A 17113-nucleotide genomic window follows, 5' to 3' on the forward strand; every position below is an offset into this window, starting at 1 on the left:
GCCTGAACTACCCCACCACGACGTTGCGTAGTGGTTCATATTCAACCAGTTACCGTCGGGCGAGGATGCACCGGGGTCATTCGCCACGCAGGTCGGCCAGCAAACCAGGCAGATCGTCCGGTTTGACGATGACTTCGCGAGCCTTGGAACCCTCGCTCGGACCGACCACGTTGCGGCTTTCGAGCAGGTCCATCAGCCGCCCGGCCTTGGCGAAGCCGACCCGCAGCTTGCGCTGCAACATCGAGGTCGAGCCGAACTGCGTCGTCACGATCAGTTCGGCGGCCTGGATGAGCAGGTCGAGGTCGTCGCCGATGTCCTCGTCGATCTCCTTCTTGACCGGCGCGGCGGCGACGTCCTCGCGGTATTCGACCTGCATCTGAGCCTTGCAGTGCGCGACGATCTCGGCGATCTCCTTCTCCGAGACGAACGCGTTCTGGAGCCGGATGGGCTTGCTCGCGCCCATCGGCAGGAACAGCGCGTCGCCCTGCCCGATCAGCTTGTCGGCGCCGGGCTGGTCGAGGATGACCCGCGAGTCGGTGAGTGAGGACACCGCGAACGCCAGCCTGGAGGGCACGTTCGCCTTGATCAGGCCGGTGACCACGTCGACGCTGGGCCGCTGGGTGGCGATCACGAGGTGGATGCCCGCCGCGCGGGCGAGCTGCGTGATGCGCACGATCGAGTCCTCGACGTCGCGCGGGGCCACCATCATCAGGTCGGACAGCTCGTCCACGATCACCAGCAGGTACGGGTACGGCTGGTAGACCCGCTCACTCCCGGGCGGCGGCTGCAGTTTGCCCGCCCGCACGGCCTTGTTGAACTCGTCCACGTGCCGGAACCCCGACGCCGCCAGGTCGTCGTAGCGCCGGTCCATCTCGCCCACGACCCATTCGAGGGCCTCGGCGGCCTTCTTCGGGTTCGTGATGATCGGCGTGATCAGGTGGGGGATGCCCTCGTACACGCTGAGTTCGACGCGCTTCGGGTCGACCAGCACCATGCGCACCTCGTCGGGTGTGGCGCGCATGAGGATGCTGGTGATGAGACCGTTCACGCAGACCGACTTGCCGGCGCCGGTGGCGCCCGCGATGAGCAGGTGGGGCATCTTGGCGAGGTTGGCGACGATGGTGCGGCCCTCGACGTCCTTGCCCAGGCCGACGATCATCGGGTGGTGGTCGGCCTGCGCCACCTGGGCGCGCAGCACGTCGCCGAGCGCCACGAGGTCCTTGTCGGCGTTCGGGATCTCCACCCCGATCGCCGACTTACCCGGAATGGGCGACAAAATCCTGACATCTGCGGACTTGACGGCGTACGCGATGTTCTTGGTGAGGGCAGTGACCTTCTCGACCTTCACCGCCGGGCCGAGCTCGATCTCGTAACGCGTCACGGTCGGCCCGCGGGTGAACCCGATCACCTGCGCGTCGATGGTGAACTGCTCCAGCACGCTAGTCAGCGCGTTCACGACGGTGGTGTTGGCCTTGGTCTGCGGCTTGGGCAGCGTGCCCGGCTTGAGGAACTGCAGGTTGGGCAGACTGTACGGCCCCGCCTGCGGCGACAGCACGAGCTGCTCCACCTTGCGCGGCGCGGGCGTCGGCTCCGGGGGCGCCGGCTTGCGCTCGGCCTCGGGGACGGCCGCCTCCTCCTCGTCCGTCAGCCCTGGAACGATCTCCGGCGAGTGGTCGGTCCGCTTGTCCTTCTCGGCCAGGACGGGCGTGTCGTACGGCTTGACCGTTTCGCCGCCCTCGCCCCCGGGAGGCTTCTTCGCGGCCCTGACCCGCTTCTTGCCCGGCTCCCGTGGCGCAGGCTCCCCCTCCCGGTCGAACAGCATGTGCCTGAGCTCGGCCAGCCGTTCGGGAATCCGGTGCACGGGCGTCGCGGTGATCACGAGCACTCCGAACCCGGACAGGAGCAGCAGCAGCGGGATCGTGATCCACGGCGGCAGGATGCTCATCGGCGGCGCGGAGACGATGAAACCGATCATGCCTCCGGCCTGCGACACCTTGTCCATGCCCTGGCCCTGACCGGCCGGGTAGGGGGTGCCGTTGGCCACGTGGATGACGCCGAGCACACCAACCAGCAACGCCGCCCAGCCGATCACCATCCGCCCGGTGTCGGCGTTCTGGTCGGGATGGCGCAGGTAACGCCAGGCCAGCAGGCCGAGCAGCAGCGGCAGCGCCCAGGCCAGCGAGCCGAGCACGCCGTGCACGGCGTTGTTGACCACTCCGGCCACCGCGCCGTCGGAGTCGCGCCACGTCATGGCGGCGACCACGATCGCGCCCGCCAGCACCGTCAGGCCGACCCCGTCGCGCCGGTGCGCGGGATCGAGCTCGCGGGCGTTCTTGCCCAGCGCGCGGGCGGCGCTGCCGATGCCGTTGGCGAGCAGCATCCACAGCCCGACGATCAGTTTGCCGATCATCGTGAAGACCCAGCTGATCGGATCCTGGTGGGTCACCGAAGGTTTGCGGCCAGCAGCGGTCCCCTTCGCCCTGGAACGCCCCGCCGACGCGCCTGTCCGCTTCGCGGGGGTCGAGCGAGACGAGGTCGACCGCTTCGCCGGCCCCTTCGATGCGCTTTTCGGCGTACGGGTGGCCATGATGCCAAAGGTACGTCGGAGACGCCGTGGAACGCGCGCAGCCACGCCGGAGACAGGGGCATCTCGGGTGAATCAACCGGTGACGTCGCGAGGGAGGCGCGGAGCCCGGCCTCCCGTGAAGGAGCCCGGCCGCCCGTGAAACGGGGCTCCAGCTGCGCCACCAGGGCGGTCTTCTTCGCAACTGGAGGTATGGACGGCGTAAAGTCTGCCACTCTGAGAGTGACAGAACTACTACATCGAGTGATGTTCTAGGACGCGAAGTGGACACGACCCGGGTGTCGAGCACCGCCTTCGACGGCACACCCCAAGCCCCAGCACACGCGCGCAGGTTCGTCCGCCAGGTGCTCGGCGAATGGCGGCTGAGCCATCTCGCGGAGGACGCGGTGCTGCTGACCAGCGAACTCGTCACCAACGCCGTCGTTCACGCGGGCACCGGCATCGAGCTGACCTGCCGCCTCGACCCCGACGCCGAGCCGGCCAGGCTGGAGATCGAAGTCGACGACCACCACCCCGCCAGGACGGTCCTGGCCGCCGACGACGCGCCCTCCGACGAGCTGCGCGCCTCGGGGCGCGGGCTCGTGCTCGCGGGCATGCTGGCCGACGCCTGGGGCGTCACCTACACCAGGACCGCCAAACGCGTCTGGGTGCGCATGGAGCTCACCGACGGCCCCGAGCCGCAGGGGTCGACGCCGGACGGGCCGGTCCCGGTCGTCGTCGCCGCGCCGGTCGGCACGCTGCACGTGGGCGTCGTCATGTGCGACCGCGACGGCATCGTACGGTCGTGGAACCCCGAGGCGGAGCGGTTGCTCGGCTGGCCGGCCGGGCAGGTCGTCGGCCTGCCGCTTGAGGGGCTGGTCGCCTGGCGCGGCCACGGCCCGTACGCGCTGTCGCTCGCCGACACGCTTGGCCTGTGCCGCTGGCGCGGCGAGGCGCGGATGCGGCACGCGGACGGCAGGCTGATCTCCGTCTACGTCTCCCACCTGCGCACCAGAGGGCGTCCCGAGGATCGCCTGGCGATCTGGATGGTGGTGGCCGCCGAGCACGGCTACGTCCTGACGCCGCCGCCCGTGCCGCTGCGCAGGGAGGCGGGCAGCCGCATCAAGGACCTGCTCGCCCAGGACATGCCGTTCACCGAGCTGCTCGACACGATCGCGCGGATCGTCCAGATGTCGTGCGGGGGCGACGCCGCGTACGTGCTGCTGGCCACCGGCGTGTTCGGTCCCGGCCGCGGGACGCCCACGGTGATCGAGGACCTGCTCGCCGCGGACGTCGCGCTGGCGGAGCAGTTGCGGGCCAGGTCGCTGGCGTGCGCGCCGCTGCTCGTGACGGGCCCGGCGGACGGCGAGGTGACCGGCTACATCGTGGTGACGGCCGCGCAGCCTGGCCGCTTCGACCAGGAGCTCACGGTCAGCCTGCAGCACGTCGCCGACCAGGTGGCCGTTCCCGTGCAGCGCGAGCGGCTGGCCGAGCAGGAGCGGGCGCACCGGAGCCGGCTGTCGTTCCTGGCCGAGGCCGGCGAGCTGCTGGCGGGCGTGCACGACGAGGAGCTGATCGCGGCCCTGACCGCGCAGCTCGTCGTACCCAAGATCGCTACCTGGGCGGCCGTCTACCTGACCGATCTGACCGGCATGACCAGGCTCGCCCACGTGTGGCACAGCGAGGAGCGCCACAACGCCGAGTTGCGCAAGTCGCTGCCCGCCATCCCGCACACCGCGCTCGACGAGGTGAGCTGGCCGGTCGGCCCGGAGAGCGTGCTGTCGTTCCCGCTGCTGACGCAGGGCAGGTCGTACGGCGCGCTGGTGATCGGCCGGGGCGAGCCGACCCTGCCGCTGGAGCTGGCCGGCCTGGTCGCCGACCTGTGCCGCCTCGTGGCGCTCAACCTGCACACGGCCATGCTCTACACCAGGCAGGCGACCACGTCCAAGGTGCTGCAGCGCAGCCTGCTGCCCATGCGCGTGGCGCCCATGCCCGGCCTGGAGTCCGCGGTCGTCTACGAGCCTGCCGGGGAGGGCGCGGACGTCGGCGGCGACTTCTACGACCTGTTCACGGTGGCCGGCCACTGGTGCTTCGCGCTGGGCGACGTCTGCGGCAGCGGTCCTGAGGCCGCCGCGGTCACCGGTTTGGCCCGTCATGCCGTACGCCTGCTGGCCAAGGAGCGTTACACCGTGGCCGACATCTTCGACCGGCTCAACCGCGCGCTGCTGGAGGAGGACGAGGAGGGGGAGGGCAGGTTCCTCAGCCTGCTGTGCGGTGAGCTGACCCCGCTCCCGCAGGGCGGCGCGCTGTGCACGATCGCCTCGGCCGGCCACCCGCCGCCCCTGTTGCTGCGTTCGGACGGCTCGGTCGAGCCCGTGGCGACACCCCAGTTGCTGCTGGGCGTGGAGGTCGGCGCGAGGTTCTTCGTGGAGACGTTCGAGCTGGCGCCGGAGGAGGTGCTGCTGTGCGTGACGGACGGCGTCACCGAGCGGCGCGCAGGCGACGTCCTGCTGGACGACGGCGACGGCCTGTCGAAGCTGCTGTCCGGCTGCGCGGGGCTGAGCGCCCACGCGGTGGCCGAACGGGTGCGACGCGCGGTCGAGACGTTCTCGGCGGTGCCGTCGCGGGACGACGTGGCCCTGATGGTGATCAAGGCCGCCGCCGCCCTGCGCTCGGTCAGATGAAGCGGTACGTGGTCGTGGAGGTGCGGCGCTCCCCCGGACGCAGCACGGTGGAGGGGAACCGCGGCTGGTTGGGCGAGTCGGGGAAGTGCTGGGTCTCCAGGCACAGCCCGGCGAACGGCCCGTACGGCGTCTCGGCCCCGTCGAGCATGCTGCCCGTGTAGAACTGCACGCCGGGCTCGGTGGTCGTGACCTCCATGGTCAGCCCGCCGGCCGTCACGCTCATGTCGCCGTCGAGGATGAAGCAGTGGTCGTACGCGCCTTCGTACCTCTCGCCCACGGCGTGCGGCTCGGTGAAGTCGAACGGCGTGCCCTTGACCGGCGCCGCCTCGCCCGTCGGGATCTTGTCCTCGTCCACCGGGAGGTAGTGCCCGGCGTCGAGCCTGATGACGTGGTCGAGCACGTCGCCGCCGCCCTTGAGGTTGAAGTAGGAGTGGTTGGTGAGGTTGACCACGGTCGGCGCGTCGGTCTCGGCCGCGTAGTCGAGGCGCAGCGCGTCGTCCTCGGCCGTGTACGTGACCGAGGCGCTCAGCGTGCCCGGGTAGCCCTGGTCGCCGTCGGGGCTCGTCAGCGTGAGCGTCACCGACGTGTCCGTGCGCGCGGCGATGGTCCACACCCTGCGGTCGAAGCCGTCGGTGCCGCCGTGCAGGCTGTTGGGGCCGTTGTTCGCCGGTAGCCGGTGCTCGACGCCGTCCAGGGTGAAGCGGGCGCCGGCGATGCGGTTGCCGTACCTGCCGACGACCGCGCCGAAGTAGCGGCTGCGGGTGAGGTAGTCCTCCAGCGTGTCCAGGCCGAGCACGACATTGACGCCCGAGACCTCCAGCGAGCGGACGATGGCGCCGTACGTGAGCACCTCGACCCGCAGCCGTCCCGATGACAGCTCCACGCGCTCTACCCGCTCGCCTGACGGCAGCGTTCCGAAGATCATGATTGGGCCCTTCCCGTGGACTCGCGGACGATGAGGGCGGTGTCGAGGGTCACTGTCGCGCCCTCTCCCCCCGACTGCAGCAGTAGATCGACGGCCATCCTGCCAGCCGCCACCGCGGGCATCGCCACCGTGGTCAGCTTGGGCCGGTTGAGCCGTCCGGGCAGTATGTCGTCGAACCCGACGACGCTCACCTGGTCCGGTACCCCGATCTCCATCGCCGACAGCCCCTCGATGACGCCGAGCGCCACGAGGTCGTTGTACGCGAGCACGGCGCTCGCCCCGCAGGCCGCCACGTCGGCGGCCACGGCCAGGCCGCCTGACTCGGTGGGCTGGTTGGGGCCGAAGAAGACGAGGTCGAGTCCCGTGGCCTCGGCGGCGACGCCCTGCATCTCGTTGCTGGTCCACGAGCCGATCGGGCCGGACACGAGCGCGATCCTGCGGTGGCCGAGCCCGGCCAGGTGGTCCAGTGCGAGCTTGGCGCCCTGGGCGACGTTCATCAGCACGGCGGGCATGCCTTTGATCCGCCGGTTCACCACCACGAAAGGCACGTCCTCGGCCAGACGCTCGATCATCCGGTTCGACAGACGGGGACTGCACAGCAGGACGCCGTCCACCTGCTTCGCGAACGTCCTGATCAGCTCCTCCTCCACCCTCGGGTCCTCGTCGGTGTCGGCCACGAACACGTGGTAGTCACGGCTCCTGGCCTGCGCCTGCGCGGCCTTGATGATCGGCGGGAAGAACGGGTTGGCGATGTCGGCCACGATGAGGCCCATGTTGAACGTGCGGCCCGTGGTGAGCGCCCTGGCCGCCCGGTTCGGCCGGTAGCCCAGCTCGTCGGCGGCGGCCAGCACCTTGCTCCTGGTGCCAGGATTGACCAGGTGCGGCGCGGAGAAGGTACGGGACACGGTGGAGACGTGTACGCCGCAGGCGCGCGCCACATCCTTGATCGTCGCCGCCATCGCCGTCCTTCCTTGCAAACGGTTGCCAGACTAAACCTTGACCTTCACGCCTGATGTCGTCAAGGTTCTTGCAACCGTTTGCTGAGGCCCGCTCACCAGGAGCCGCCGAGCTCCTTGAGGGTGAAGACGCCGCCGGCGCGGTGGTGCAGCGGCTCCGACAGGTCCGGCTCGCCGTGCTCGGCGATGAGCGCGGCGGCATGCGACTCCGAGGAGTCGCGGGAGACGTACCCGATGGACTCGGCCTCGCGCAGGGACCACCAGCGGCGCGCGTTGTCCGAGACGCCCCACACCACGTGGTATCCCGGCGCGACCAGCGCCGCCTCCACCAGCCTGGTCAGGTCGCCTGGCGAGATCCAGGTGGCCAGGCCGCGCGTGTCGACCGAGCCCTCGTTGCAGGTGCCGAGCCTGATCACGGTCACGTTCATGCCGAACCGGTCGTGGAAGAGGCTGCCGAGCGCCTCCGTGACGACCTTGCTGACCCCGTAGTAGGTGTCGGGCCGGGGGAAGGCGTAGTCGGGCAGGTCCTCGCCGTCGGCGGGCCTGGTCTGGAAGCCGGCCGCGTGGTGGCTCCCCATGAGTACGACGTGCTCGACGCCTTCGTTGTGCGCCGCCTCGAGCAGGACCTGCGTGCCGTTGATGTTGGCCTCGACGATGTCGGCCCAGGGATGCTCCCTGCTCTGGCCGCCGAGGTGGAGCACCGCGTCCACGCCCTTCATGGCCCCGGCCATCGCGGCCGGGTCGGCGAGGTCGGCCGCCACCCACTCCTCCCCCGGGCCCGCCTCGACCGGGGTGATGTCGGAAAGCCGCAGCGTACGGCCGTCGCGGGCGAGCCGGGGTCGAAGCAGCGTGCCGACTTTCCCCGCGGCTCCTGTCATGAGAATGCGCATGCATCCATGATGTACACGATTCTGGTCGAAATTCACATCCTTGAATATTGACCGTTAGCGGTACGAGTAGTTACGTTCACAGGCACGTATCCAAGTGACAGACTCATGTCCACGTATGTGAACGGGAGGCGGTCTGATGTCACGTCGTCTGCTTGGGGTCGCAATCACGGCGGCCCTGGCCGTTACGCTGACAGGCTGCGGTTCCGGGGGATCTGGTAGTTCGGACAACACTTTGGAGATCTGGATCAGGCAGGCGCCCGATTCCGACTCCGCCAAGACAGCGAAGAAGCTCGGCGACGCATTCACCAAGGCCAGCGGGGTGCCGACGAAGGTCGTCGCGCTTTTCGACGACTTCGAGACCAAGCTGAACCAGCAGGCGGCGCAGAAGCAGCTTCCTGACATTGTCATCAACGACACCGCCCAGTTGGGCACCATGCAGTCGCAGGGCTGGCTGCAGGAGGTGGACAAGGCCACGCTGGCCGGCGGCGACCAGTTGTCGGACCTGGCGTGGAAGGCCGCGACGGGCAGTGACGGCAAGTTCTACGGGGCCCCGTTCTCCGCCCAGGCGTTCGCCTTGATCGTCCGCAAGGACTGGCGGGAGAAGGTGGACATGGAGCCGCCGGAGACCTGGGAGGACCTGGCCAAGCTGGCCACGGCGTTCACCGAGCAGGACCCCGACGGCAACGGCCAGGCCGACACCGCGGGCTTCGTCGCTCCCGCCGGCACCAAGCGCGGCTACGCCTCCTGGTACGCCTCCTCGCTGATCTACGCCAACGGCGGCGACTTCATCAAGCCCGGCGCCCCTGGCAAGTACGTCGCCACCGTGAACGACCCCAAGACCGTCGAGGCCGTCCAGTACCTGCAGGACCAGTTCTGCAAGACCAAGACCGTCAACCCGGGCGCCGTCAGCAACGACACGACCATCAGCCACGAGGTGTTCGAGAAGGGCCAGGGCGGCATCTACCTGGTCGGCCCGTACGTGCTCGCCAGGTTCGTGACGAGCATCGGGACCGACAAGATCGAGGTCCTGCCCGTGCCCAAGGGCCCGACCGGCGGCCCTGGCACCCTCGGTGAGGGCGAGAACGTCTACATGATGGCCGGCTCAGAGCAGCAGGACGCGCAGAAGAAGTTCGCCGAGTTCGCGGTCTCCGCCGAGGGCCAGAAGATCGGCATGAACAAGGACGCCAACGGCGCCATCGTCCGCCTGCCGGTCAACAACCAGGTCGACATGGCCGCCGAGCGGCAGGACCCGCGCTGGAAGGTCTTCCAGGAGTCGTACGCCAACGCCGTCTACGCCCCGCCGGTGCCGAGTTGGACGCCGATCCGCCAGGACTCCGCCGACGCCATCAACGCCGTCTGGGCCGACTGCTCCGCCGACGTCAAGGCCAAGATGGAGGAGCTGAACACCAAGCTCACCCAGGAACTGCAGAGCCAGAAAGCCTCATGACCTCCACACTCACCCCGGCGCGCGACCGGACGGCGCCCCCCGGCCGCCGCACCAGGACGGTGCGGTGGCGGGGGTCGCTGATCGCCTGGGCGTTCCTGGCGCCGGCTCTGATCCTGTTCCTGTACTTCAAGTTCATCCCGATGTTCGTGGGCCTGTGGAAGAGCTTCTTCAAGGTCCAGACGTTCCTGGGTGACGAGTGGGTCGGCTGGCAGAACTACCAGACGATCATCTCCGACAGCGAGTTCGCCGCGGCGATCTGGCACAGCATCGTGCTGGCGCTGGGCACCACGGTCGGCTCGCTCGTGCTGGGGCTGGGGTTCGCGCTGCTCATCGAGGGGCCGGCCCGGTATCTGTGGTTCGTCCGGACGGCGGCGTTCCTCCCGGTGGTCACCACGATGGCGGCCGTGGCCGAGGTGTGGCGGATCATGTTCCACCCCGCCGACAGCGGGATGCTCAACATCGTCATCGGCTGGGTGGGCATCGACACGCAGCCGTGGCTGGCCAGTGAGGACTCCTCGCTGTGGTCGATCATGCTGATGAGCATCTGGCGCGGGACGCCGTACGACATGATGATCTTCCTGGCCGGGCTGGTCGGCGTGGACCGCACGCTCTACGAGGCGGCGGCCGTGGACGGCGCGTCCACCTGGCGGCGGCTGCGGCACATCACGCTGCCCGCTCTGCGGCCGGTGTTCTGGATCCTGTTCACGCTGGCCGCCATCCGCGGCCTGCGGGTCTTCGTCGAGGTCTACGTGCTGACGAACGGCGGCCCGAACGGCTCCTCCGAGGTGCTGATGACGTTGATCTACAAGCTCGGGTTCCAGAAGAACGAGCTGGGTGTCGCCTCGGCGGGCGGGATCGTGCTGTTCCTGGCCACGCTGGCGCTCACCGTGATCGTCCAGATGCTGCGCAGGAGGCAGGCGACATGAGGTTCGACAGCGCTCTGGGGCTGGAGTCGCGTAGGGGGCCGCTGGCTGTAGCCGGAAAAGTCCTGATTTATGGCCTTATGGTGGTGGTTTTCACCGGGCCGCTGGTCGGGCTGCTGATGAGCTCCTTCAGCAAGACCCTCGATCCGACGTCCTTCTCGCTGTGGCCCGACGAGTTCACGCTGGAGAACTTCGTCCAGGCCATGGACAAGAACGTCTACCTCTACCTGCTCAACTCGTTCGTGGTCGTGGGCTTCGGACTGCTGCTGCAGATGCTGGTGAGCGTTTTCGCCGCCTATTCGCTGGCCCGCAAGAAGTTCCGCGGCATGTCGATCGTCATGCTGATCATGCTCACCACGATGATGCTCCCCGAGGAGATCATCGCGATCCCCCTCTCCCTCGTCCTGGCGGACATGCCGCTGCTGAACGTGAACCTCATCGGCACGTACGCCGGCATGATCCTGCCCGTCGGCGCCTGGGGCTTCTCGATCCTCGTCATGACGGAGTTCATGAAGGAGGTGCCGGTCGAGTTGGAGGAGGCCGCGCGCATCGACGGCGCGGGCGAGCTGCGGATCTTCGCCACGATCATCGTGCCGCTGTGCCGGCCCGCGCTCGGCGTGATCGGCGTCTTCGGCTTCACGATGATCTGGGACCAGTACCTGCTGCCGCTGATCGTCGCGACGGAGTCGACCATGTGGACGCTGCCCATCGCGCTGCGCTCGCTCCGCTCGGACGAGGAGGTCGGGATCGGCGTGCTGCTCGCGGCGTCGCTGCTGGCGCTGCTGCCGTCGATCATCGCGTTCCTGGCCTTCCAGCGGCAGTTCATGCGCGGTCTGACAAGCGGCGCAGTCAAGGGGTAGCTGTCCATGTATCTGGACGCTATCCAATATCCTGGATGTCCTGAGCCGCCGAGGGATACGAGATGGGATGAGTATGGAGCCCCAGCTGGTCAAATCCGCCGAGCGGACTGTGCGCATCCTGGAAGCCCTGGCCTCGTCGCACGACAACCTGACGCTGTCGGAGCTCCAGCAGCGCACCGGGTTCCCGCGCAGCAGCCTGCACGCCCTCATGCGGACGCTGGTCGAGCTCAACTGGGTCGAGACCGACTCGGCGAGGTCGGCGTTCGGCGTGGGGCCGCACGCGTTGCTGACCGGCACCGCGTACCTGGACAAGGATCCGGCGCTGCCGTTCGCTCAGGAGAGCTTGGAGGACCTGCGGGACGAGATCGGGCAGACCGTGCACTTCGCCCGCAGGGACGGCGCGCACGTGCTCTACCTGGCGACCAGGGAGTCGCGCGAGGCCGACCACGTGATCCCCAGGGTGGGCAGGCGGCTGCCCGCCCACGTCACGGCGCTCGGCCAGGTGCTGCTCGCCCAGCTCACCGACGACGAGGTCGTGGCGCTGCTGCCCGACCCGCTGGCGGCCCTGACCGAGCACACGGTCACCGATCTGACCAAGCTGACCGGCGAGCTCGACCAGGTACGCACCCGGGGCTGGTCCTACGAACGCGAGCAAGGCACGTACGGCGTGTCCTGCGTGGCCGTGGCGGTCGACTACCGCATCCCGGCCACGGACGCGATCAGCTGCTCGATGCCGGCGGGACTCGGTCCCGCTGAGGTCGAGAGGATCACCGAAGCGGTGATCAAACACACCCGCAAGCTGGCTGCCACTCTCCGCCGGGAGGGCATCCGCTAGAAAGGACTGTTGATGCGGCTAGATGGTGTTCTCTTCTTTCCGGTGACTCCCTTCGGGGCCGATGGCGACCTCGCCGAACCAGCGCTGGCCCGGCACGTCTCGGAGGGGGTCGCGGCCGGGGCGGGAGGAGTGTTCACCGCGTGCGGCACCGGTGAGTTCAACGCCCTCGACCTCGACGAATACACCCGGACGGTGGCGGTGTCCGTCGCCGCCGCCGAGAGACGCGTGCCGGTCTTCGCCGGCGCGGGCGGCGCGCTGCCCGCCGCCAAGGCCGTGGCCCGGGCGGCCGCCGCCCAGGGGGCCGACGGGCTCCTGATGCTGCCTCCCTACCTGGTCAGCGGCCCTCCGTCCGGTCTGGTGCGGTACGTACGCGAGGTGGCGGACGCCGGCGACCTGCCGGTCATCATCTACCAGCGCGGCAACGCCCGCTTCACTCCGGAGGCCGTGGCCGAGCTGACCCGGGTGCCCAACGTGATCGGGTTCAAGGACGGGCTGGGGGACCTCGACCTGCTCCAGCGGATCATCCTGACCGTGCGGCGGACTACCGACCGTGAGTTCACGTTCTTCAACGGGCTGCCCACCGCCGAGTTGACGGTTCCCGGCTATCGCGGGCTCGGGGTGACCCTCTACTCCAGCGCGGTGTTCGCCTTCGCGCCCGAGATCGCGCTGGCCTTCTACAAGGGTGTGACGGGCGGGGACGAGGTGCTGGTGCAGCGGTTGCTGACCGGCTTCTACCTGCCGCTCGTGAACCTGCGGGACAAGGTGCCCGGATACGCGGTCTCGCTCGTCAAGGCGGGAGTGCGGTTCCGGGGGCTGGATGTCGGGGGTGTGCGGGCGCCGCTGGTGGATCCGGCGCCCGAGCACGTGGCCGAGCTGGAGCGGATCATCGCCGCCGGGCTGGAGATCGCCGGGGCCTGAGCCTTTCTCCTGAGCTCTTTGTCCTGAGCCCTTTGTCCTGCGTCTTTTGTACGGGAGGCGGCCCCGGCTACCGGGCCGCCTCTCTTATTCGTCTTGTGCCGGGACGCCACTCTTAGTGGAGCTCTGGTTCTTTGCGTAGGTCCGGTTCGTTTCTCAGTAGAGCTCCAGTTCGTTGATCGTGCATGCTGATGTTCCTTCGCGTCCGGCCCGCCCCCTTCATGAGGGCGGGCGCGCTCAAACACCCGTACGTGCCGCGAACGTACGATCATCACCCGTCCACGTCAACGTTCACATCTGTGAACGGCCGTCAACCCTTCGCGGGATGTCCAGCGGGTTGTCCTCCTTGAGTTCGTCCGGCAGCAGCGCGTCCGGCCAGTCCTGGTACGCGGTAGGCGCCAGCCACCGGTCGATGGCCGTGGCCCCGACGGAGGTGAACGACGTGGTCGCGGCCGGCCAGGGTCCGCCGTGGTGCATCGCCCAGCACACGGCCACGCCGGTCGGCCAGCCGTTCCAGATGAGCCGCCCGGCCCTGCCGGCCAGCACCTCGGCGACCTCGCCGGCCTCCTCGGGCTCGCTGCTGTGCACGGTGGCCGTCAGCGACCCCTCCAACCGCTCCAGCACCGGCCGCAGATCCGAGACATCCTGGTACGTCACCACGATCGATGCCGGCCCGAAGCATTCCTCGCCGATGTGCGGCAGCTTCTCCGCGAACGTCCCGAGATCCGTGGTGAACACCTTCGGCGTGACCGCCCAGGCGCCCTCCCCCGGCTTGCCCTCGGCCAGCAGCCGCAGCTCGCCCAGCCGCTCGACGCCGCCCAGGTAGCCGTCCCTGATCCGGTCGGCCAGCATGGGCCCGCCGCTGGTGCCCTCGACCGCCTCCACCAGCGCTTCGCGCAGCTCGTCACCCTCGGGGACGAACATGAGCCCGGGGTTCGTGCAGAACTGCCCGACGCCCAGCGTCAGCGACCCGGCGAAGCCGCTCGCCACCTCCTTGACCGGCGCCGAGGGCAGCACGACCACGGGGTTGACGCTGCCCAGCTCACCGTAGAACGGGATCGGAGCCTCACGCTCGTCGATCAGCTTCTGGATCGCCTTCCCACCGGCCACCGACCCGGTGAACCCGGCCGCGACCACGCCCGGGTGCTGCACCAGATCGATCCCCGCCTGCATGCCCTGCACCAGACCCAGCAGGTCAGGGTACGGCAGCGCCTCGCGTACGATCTTCGCCACCCGCTCGGAGGTGTTCGGATGTCCGGGATGCGCCTTGACGACCACCGGGCAGCCGGCGGCCAGCGCCGAGGCGGTGTCGCCCCCTGCCACCGAGAACGCGAACGGGAAGTTACTCGCCGCGAACACCGCGACGACGCCCTGCAGCGGGTGCTTCATCCGCCGCACGTCCGGCCTGGGCGGCGCGAGCGAGGCGTCGGCATGATCGATGATGGCCTCCAGGTAGCCGCCATCCCTGATCACCTCCGCGAACAGCCTGAACTGCCCCGCCGTACGCGCCACCTCGCCGCGCAGCCGTACCTCCCCGAGCGCCGTCTCCTCGTCGGCGATCCGCCACAGCTCGTCCACGTGCGCGGTCAGCGCGTCGGAGACCGCCTCGAGCGCCAGCGCCCGCTCGGCCGCCGGAGTCGCCCGCCAAGCCGCACCGGCGGCGGCCGCCGCCGAAACGATCAAGCCGACCCCGGCGCTGTCGGTCTCCTCCAGGGCGGCGCCCACGGTCTGGCCGGTCCTGGGGTCGTATCCGTAGATCATCGAATGGCCCTTCGGAGTCTTGACACTTGTTCATCCTGATTCTTACAGTTGCGGAAACTTGTCCACAAATCTGGCAATTGTTCACATATATGGACGGCGGTCGAAATGATCATCAGGCAGATCCACGTAACCCCAGTCGCTTTCCGGGATCCGCCCCTGTTGAACGCCGCCGGGGTCCACGAGCCGTGGGCCCTCCGTACCATTGTCGAGGTCGTCACCGACGAAGGTCTGACCGGGTTGGGTGAGACCTATGGGGATATCAAACACCTCGAGAAGATGCGCGAGTGCGCCCCGGCGTTGATCGGGCTCGACGTCCACGCCACGAACACGATGTACGCGCGGATCAGCGCGATCGTCGGCGACGTGGTGAGCGACATGCACGGGTTGACCGGTGTCGCCACGAAGGAGAAGAGTATCGACCGCATCTTCTCCCCCTTTGAGGTGGCCTGCCTGGACATTCGCGGCAAGGCGGCAGGTGTCCCGGTCGCCGATCTGCTGGGCGGCAAGGTGCGGGACGCGGTGCCGTACAGCGCGTACCTCTTCTACAAGTGGGCCGGCCACCCCGGTGGGGAACCCGACCGGTTCGGCGAGGCGCTGGACGAGGCAGGCGTGGTCGAGCAGGCCGCACTCCTGATCAAGGAATACGGCTTCAAGTCGATCAAGCTCAAGGGCGGCGTCTTCCCTCCCGACCAGGAGATCGACGCGATCAGGGCCCTGCACGAGGCGTTCCCCGGAGTCCCCTTGCGCCTGGACCCGAACGCCGCCTGGACAGTCGAAACCTCCATCCGCGTGGGCCGCGAACTGGAAGGCACCCTCCAGTACCTGGAGGACCCCACCCCCGGCATTCCCGGCATGGCGGAAGTAGCCGCCGCCGTCCCCATGCCCCTGGCCACGAACATGTGCGTGGTCACCCCCGAACACCTGCCGCCCGCCATCGCCTCCAGCGCGATCGGCGTGCTCCTCCTCGACCACCACTATTGGGGCGGCCTCGTACGTTCGTCGCACATCGCCGCGCTCTGCGACACTTTCGGCCTGTCCCTGTCGATGCACTCCAACTCCCATCTCGGCATCAGCCTGGCCGCGATGACCCATCTGGCCGCCGCCACCCCGAACCTCACGTTCGCGTGCGACACGCACACTCCCTGGCAGGACGGCCAGGACGTGGTCCTGCCCGGCGCCCTGCGCTTCACCGACGGCGCCGTCCCGGTCCCCGCCGGGCCCGGCCTGGGCGTCGAACTGGACCGCGACGCGCTGGCGGCCATGAACGAGGCATACGACAAGTGCGGCATCCTGGCCCGCGACGACACGACGTACATGCAGCGTTTCGAGCCCTCCTACTCGGCGAGGAGACCGCGCTGGTGAACGTGGCCTATGTCTACCCCTGGGACATCGTCGGCGACCCGTCGGCGCCCGACCGCCTGGCGAGCCTGGGCGTGGAAACGGTCGCGCTGGCGGCGAGCTACCACTCGACGAGAGCGGCGACGCCCTACCACCCCGCGCACCGCGTCCTCGACGTCCCCTACTCTGCCTTTTACCTCCCGGTACGCCCCTCGGCCTGGTCCCGTCTGGTCCCGGCGAGCCCCACGTGGACACCCGCCGACGCCTACCTCCAGGCCCGCGACACCCTGAAGGCCGCCGGCCTCAATGTCCACGCCTGGACCGTCCTGACCCACAATTCCCAGTTGGGCGTCGCCAACCCCGACGTCGTCGTACGCAACGCGTTCGGAGACCCGTACCCCTATGCGCTCTGCCCTGCCCACGAGGACGTCGTCGACTACTGCGAGCGCCTGGTGCAGGAGATCCTCACGGTCGGCGACCCGGACGGCCTGATCCTGGAAGCCTGCGGCCCCATGGGCTTCGCCCACCAGAGCATCCACGAGAAGACCTCCGGCGCCGACTGGACCCCGGTGGACGCCGACCTCCTGTCCCTGTGCTTCTGCGCGCACTGCGCCTCCCGCTACCCCACCCCCACCAGAGCCACAGTCCGCGCGACCATAGACCGCACCACCCCCACCCTCGCCGGCACCATCGACGAGGCGTTGGGCTCCCTCGCCGACGAGGTGCGCGCCGTACGGGTCGATCTCTCCACCTCCCTACGCCAGCGCCTGATCGCCGTCGCCGGAAGAACCGCCGCCAACGTTCCGATCACCCTGCACGCCAACCCGGACCCCTGGGCGGTCGGCGCCTTCGCCGCACTCCCCTCAGGCGAGCCGGGAGCCGACGTGCTGGTGGCCAACTGCTGGGGCGACCCCTCCACCGACGCCGCCCGCCTGTCCCGCCTGGCCGAACTCGCCACACCGGGCCAGCGAGTAGGCGCCTACGTCCTGGCCCTCCCACCCCGCCCAGCCGACCCC

General features: G+C 69.1%; 13 protein-coding genes. 8 read left to right on the forward strand and 5 right to left on the reverse strand.

The genetic code is table 11. The features are described from left to right. Positions 1-76: 76 nt before the first annotated feature. Positions 77-2587: a DNA translocase FtsK gene (locus tag ITP53_RS24960; protein WP_195897872.1), complete on the reverse strand. Its 2511-nt coding sequence runs from the start codon at positions 2585-2587 to the stop codon at positions 77-79. A gap of 260 nt (positions 2588-2847) precedes the next feature. On the opposite strand from ITP53_RS24960, the gene ITP53_RS24965 reads away from it, so the two are divergent. Further along, entirely contained in the window at positions 2848-5247 is a 2400-nt protein-coding gene (locus ITP53_RS24965) for a SpoIIE family protein phosphatase (RefSeq protein WP_195897873.1), read from the forward strand. On the opposite strand, the gene ITP53_RS24970 is transcribed toward ITP53_RS24965, so the two are convergent. The 3 genes from ITP53_RS24970 to ITP53_RS24980 form a co-directional block, all read right to left on the reverse strand. Continuing rightward, the gene (locus tag ITP53_RS24970; protein WP_195897874.1) at positions 5240-6172 is read right to left on the reverse strand and encodes an aldose epimerase family protein; all 933 of its coding nucleotides are present in this window, start codon (positions 6170-6172) and stop codon (positions 5240-5242) included. The genes ITP53_RS24965 and ITP53_RS24970 overlap by 8 nt on opposite strands. After that, on the reverse strand, positions 6169-7131 hold the full coding sequence (locus tag ITP53_RS24975; RefSeq protein WP_195897875.1) for a LacI family DNA-binding transcriptional regulator: 963 nt from the start codon (positions 7129-7131) through the stop codon (positions 6169-6171). The genes ITP53_RS24970 and ITP53_RS24975 overlap by 4 nt, the downstream gene beginning before the upstream one ends. 92 nt (positions 7132-7223) lie before the next feature. Continuing rightward, a complete protein-coding gene (locus tag ITP53_RS24980) occupies positions 7224-8018 on the reverse strand; it encodes an NAD-dependent epimerase/dehydratase family protein (protein WP_236051153.1) in 795 nt (264 codons plus the stop codon). A 232-nt stretch (positions 8019-8250) separates the two neighbouring features. Between ITP53_RS24980 and ITP53_RS24985 the strand changes: the two genes are divergently transcribed. From ITP53_RS24985 to ITP53_RS25005, 5 genes are all read left to right on the forward strand, one after another. Beyond that, positions 8251-9465 carry a sugar ABC transporter substrate-binding protein gene (locus tag ITP53_RS24985; RefSeq protein ID WP_236051154.1) on the forward strand — a complete coding sequence of 405 codons (1215 nt, stop codon included), beginning with the start codon at positions 8251-8253 and terminating at the stop codon, positions 9463-9465. Then, a complete protein-coding gene (locus tag ITP53_RS24990; protein ID WP_195897877.1) occupies positions 9462-10391 on the forward strand; it encodes a carbohydrate ABC transporter permease in 930 nt (309 codons plus the stop codon). The genes ITP53_RS24985 and ITP53_RS24990 overlap by 4 nt, the downstream gene beginning before the upstream one ends. Continuing rightward, complete coding sequence (locus ITP53_RS24995; RefSeq protein WP_195897878.1) at positions 10388-11248, forward strand: carbohydrate ABC transporter permease; 861 nt, start codon at positions 10388-10390, stop codon at positions 11246-11248. Before ITP53_RS24990 ends, ITP53_RS24995 begins: the two co-directional genes overlap by 4 nt. A gap of 67 nt (positions 11249-11315) precedes the next feature. Continuing rightward, positions 11316-12083, forward strand: coding sequence for an IclR family transcriptional regulator (locus tag ITP53_RS25000; protein ID WP_236051155.1), 768 nt, complete (start codon positions 11316-11318; stop codon positions 12081-12083). 12 nt (positions 12084-12095) lie between these two features. Next, positions 12096-13001, forward strand: a complete 906-nt coding sequence (locus tag ITP53_RS25005; protein WP_195897879.1) for a 5-dehydro-4-deoxyglucarate dehydratase — start codon at positions 12096-12098, stop codon at positions 12999-13001. Between the two features lie 288 nt (positions 13002-13289). On the opposite strand, the gene ITP53_RS25010 is transcribed toward ITP53_RS25005, so the two are convergent. Further along, positions 13290-14759: an aldehyde dehydrogenase (NADP(+)) gene (locus ITP53_RS25010; RefSeq protein ID WP_195897880.1), complete on the reverse strand. Its 1470-nt coding sequence runs from the start codon at positions 14757-14759 to the stop codon at positions 13290-13292. Between the two features lie 159 nt (positions 14760-14918). Between ITP53_RS25010 and ITP53_RS25015 the strand changes: the two genes are divergently transcribed. Both ITP53_RS25015 and ITP53_RS25020 read left to right on the forward strand, forming a co-directional pair. Beyond that, positions 14919-16121, forward strand: coding sequence for a glucarate dehydratase family protein (locus ITP53_RS25015; RefSeq protein ID WP_236051156.1), 1203 nt, complete (start codon positions 14919-14921; stop codon positions 16119-16121). After that, positions 16118-17113: hypothetical protein (locus ITP53_RS25020; protein WP_195897882.1), on the forward strand; the 996-nt coding region annotated here is incomplete at its 3' end. The genes ITP53_RS25015 and ITP53_RS25020, both read left to right, overlap by 4 nt.

The sequence above is a fragment of the Nonomuraea cypriaca genome (assembly GCF_015645445.1).
Classification (GTDB): Bacteria; Actinomycetota; Actinomycetes; order Streptosporangiales; family Streptosporangiaceae; genus Nonomuraea; species Nonomuraea cypriaca.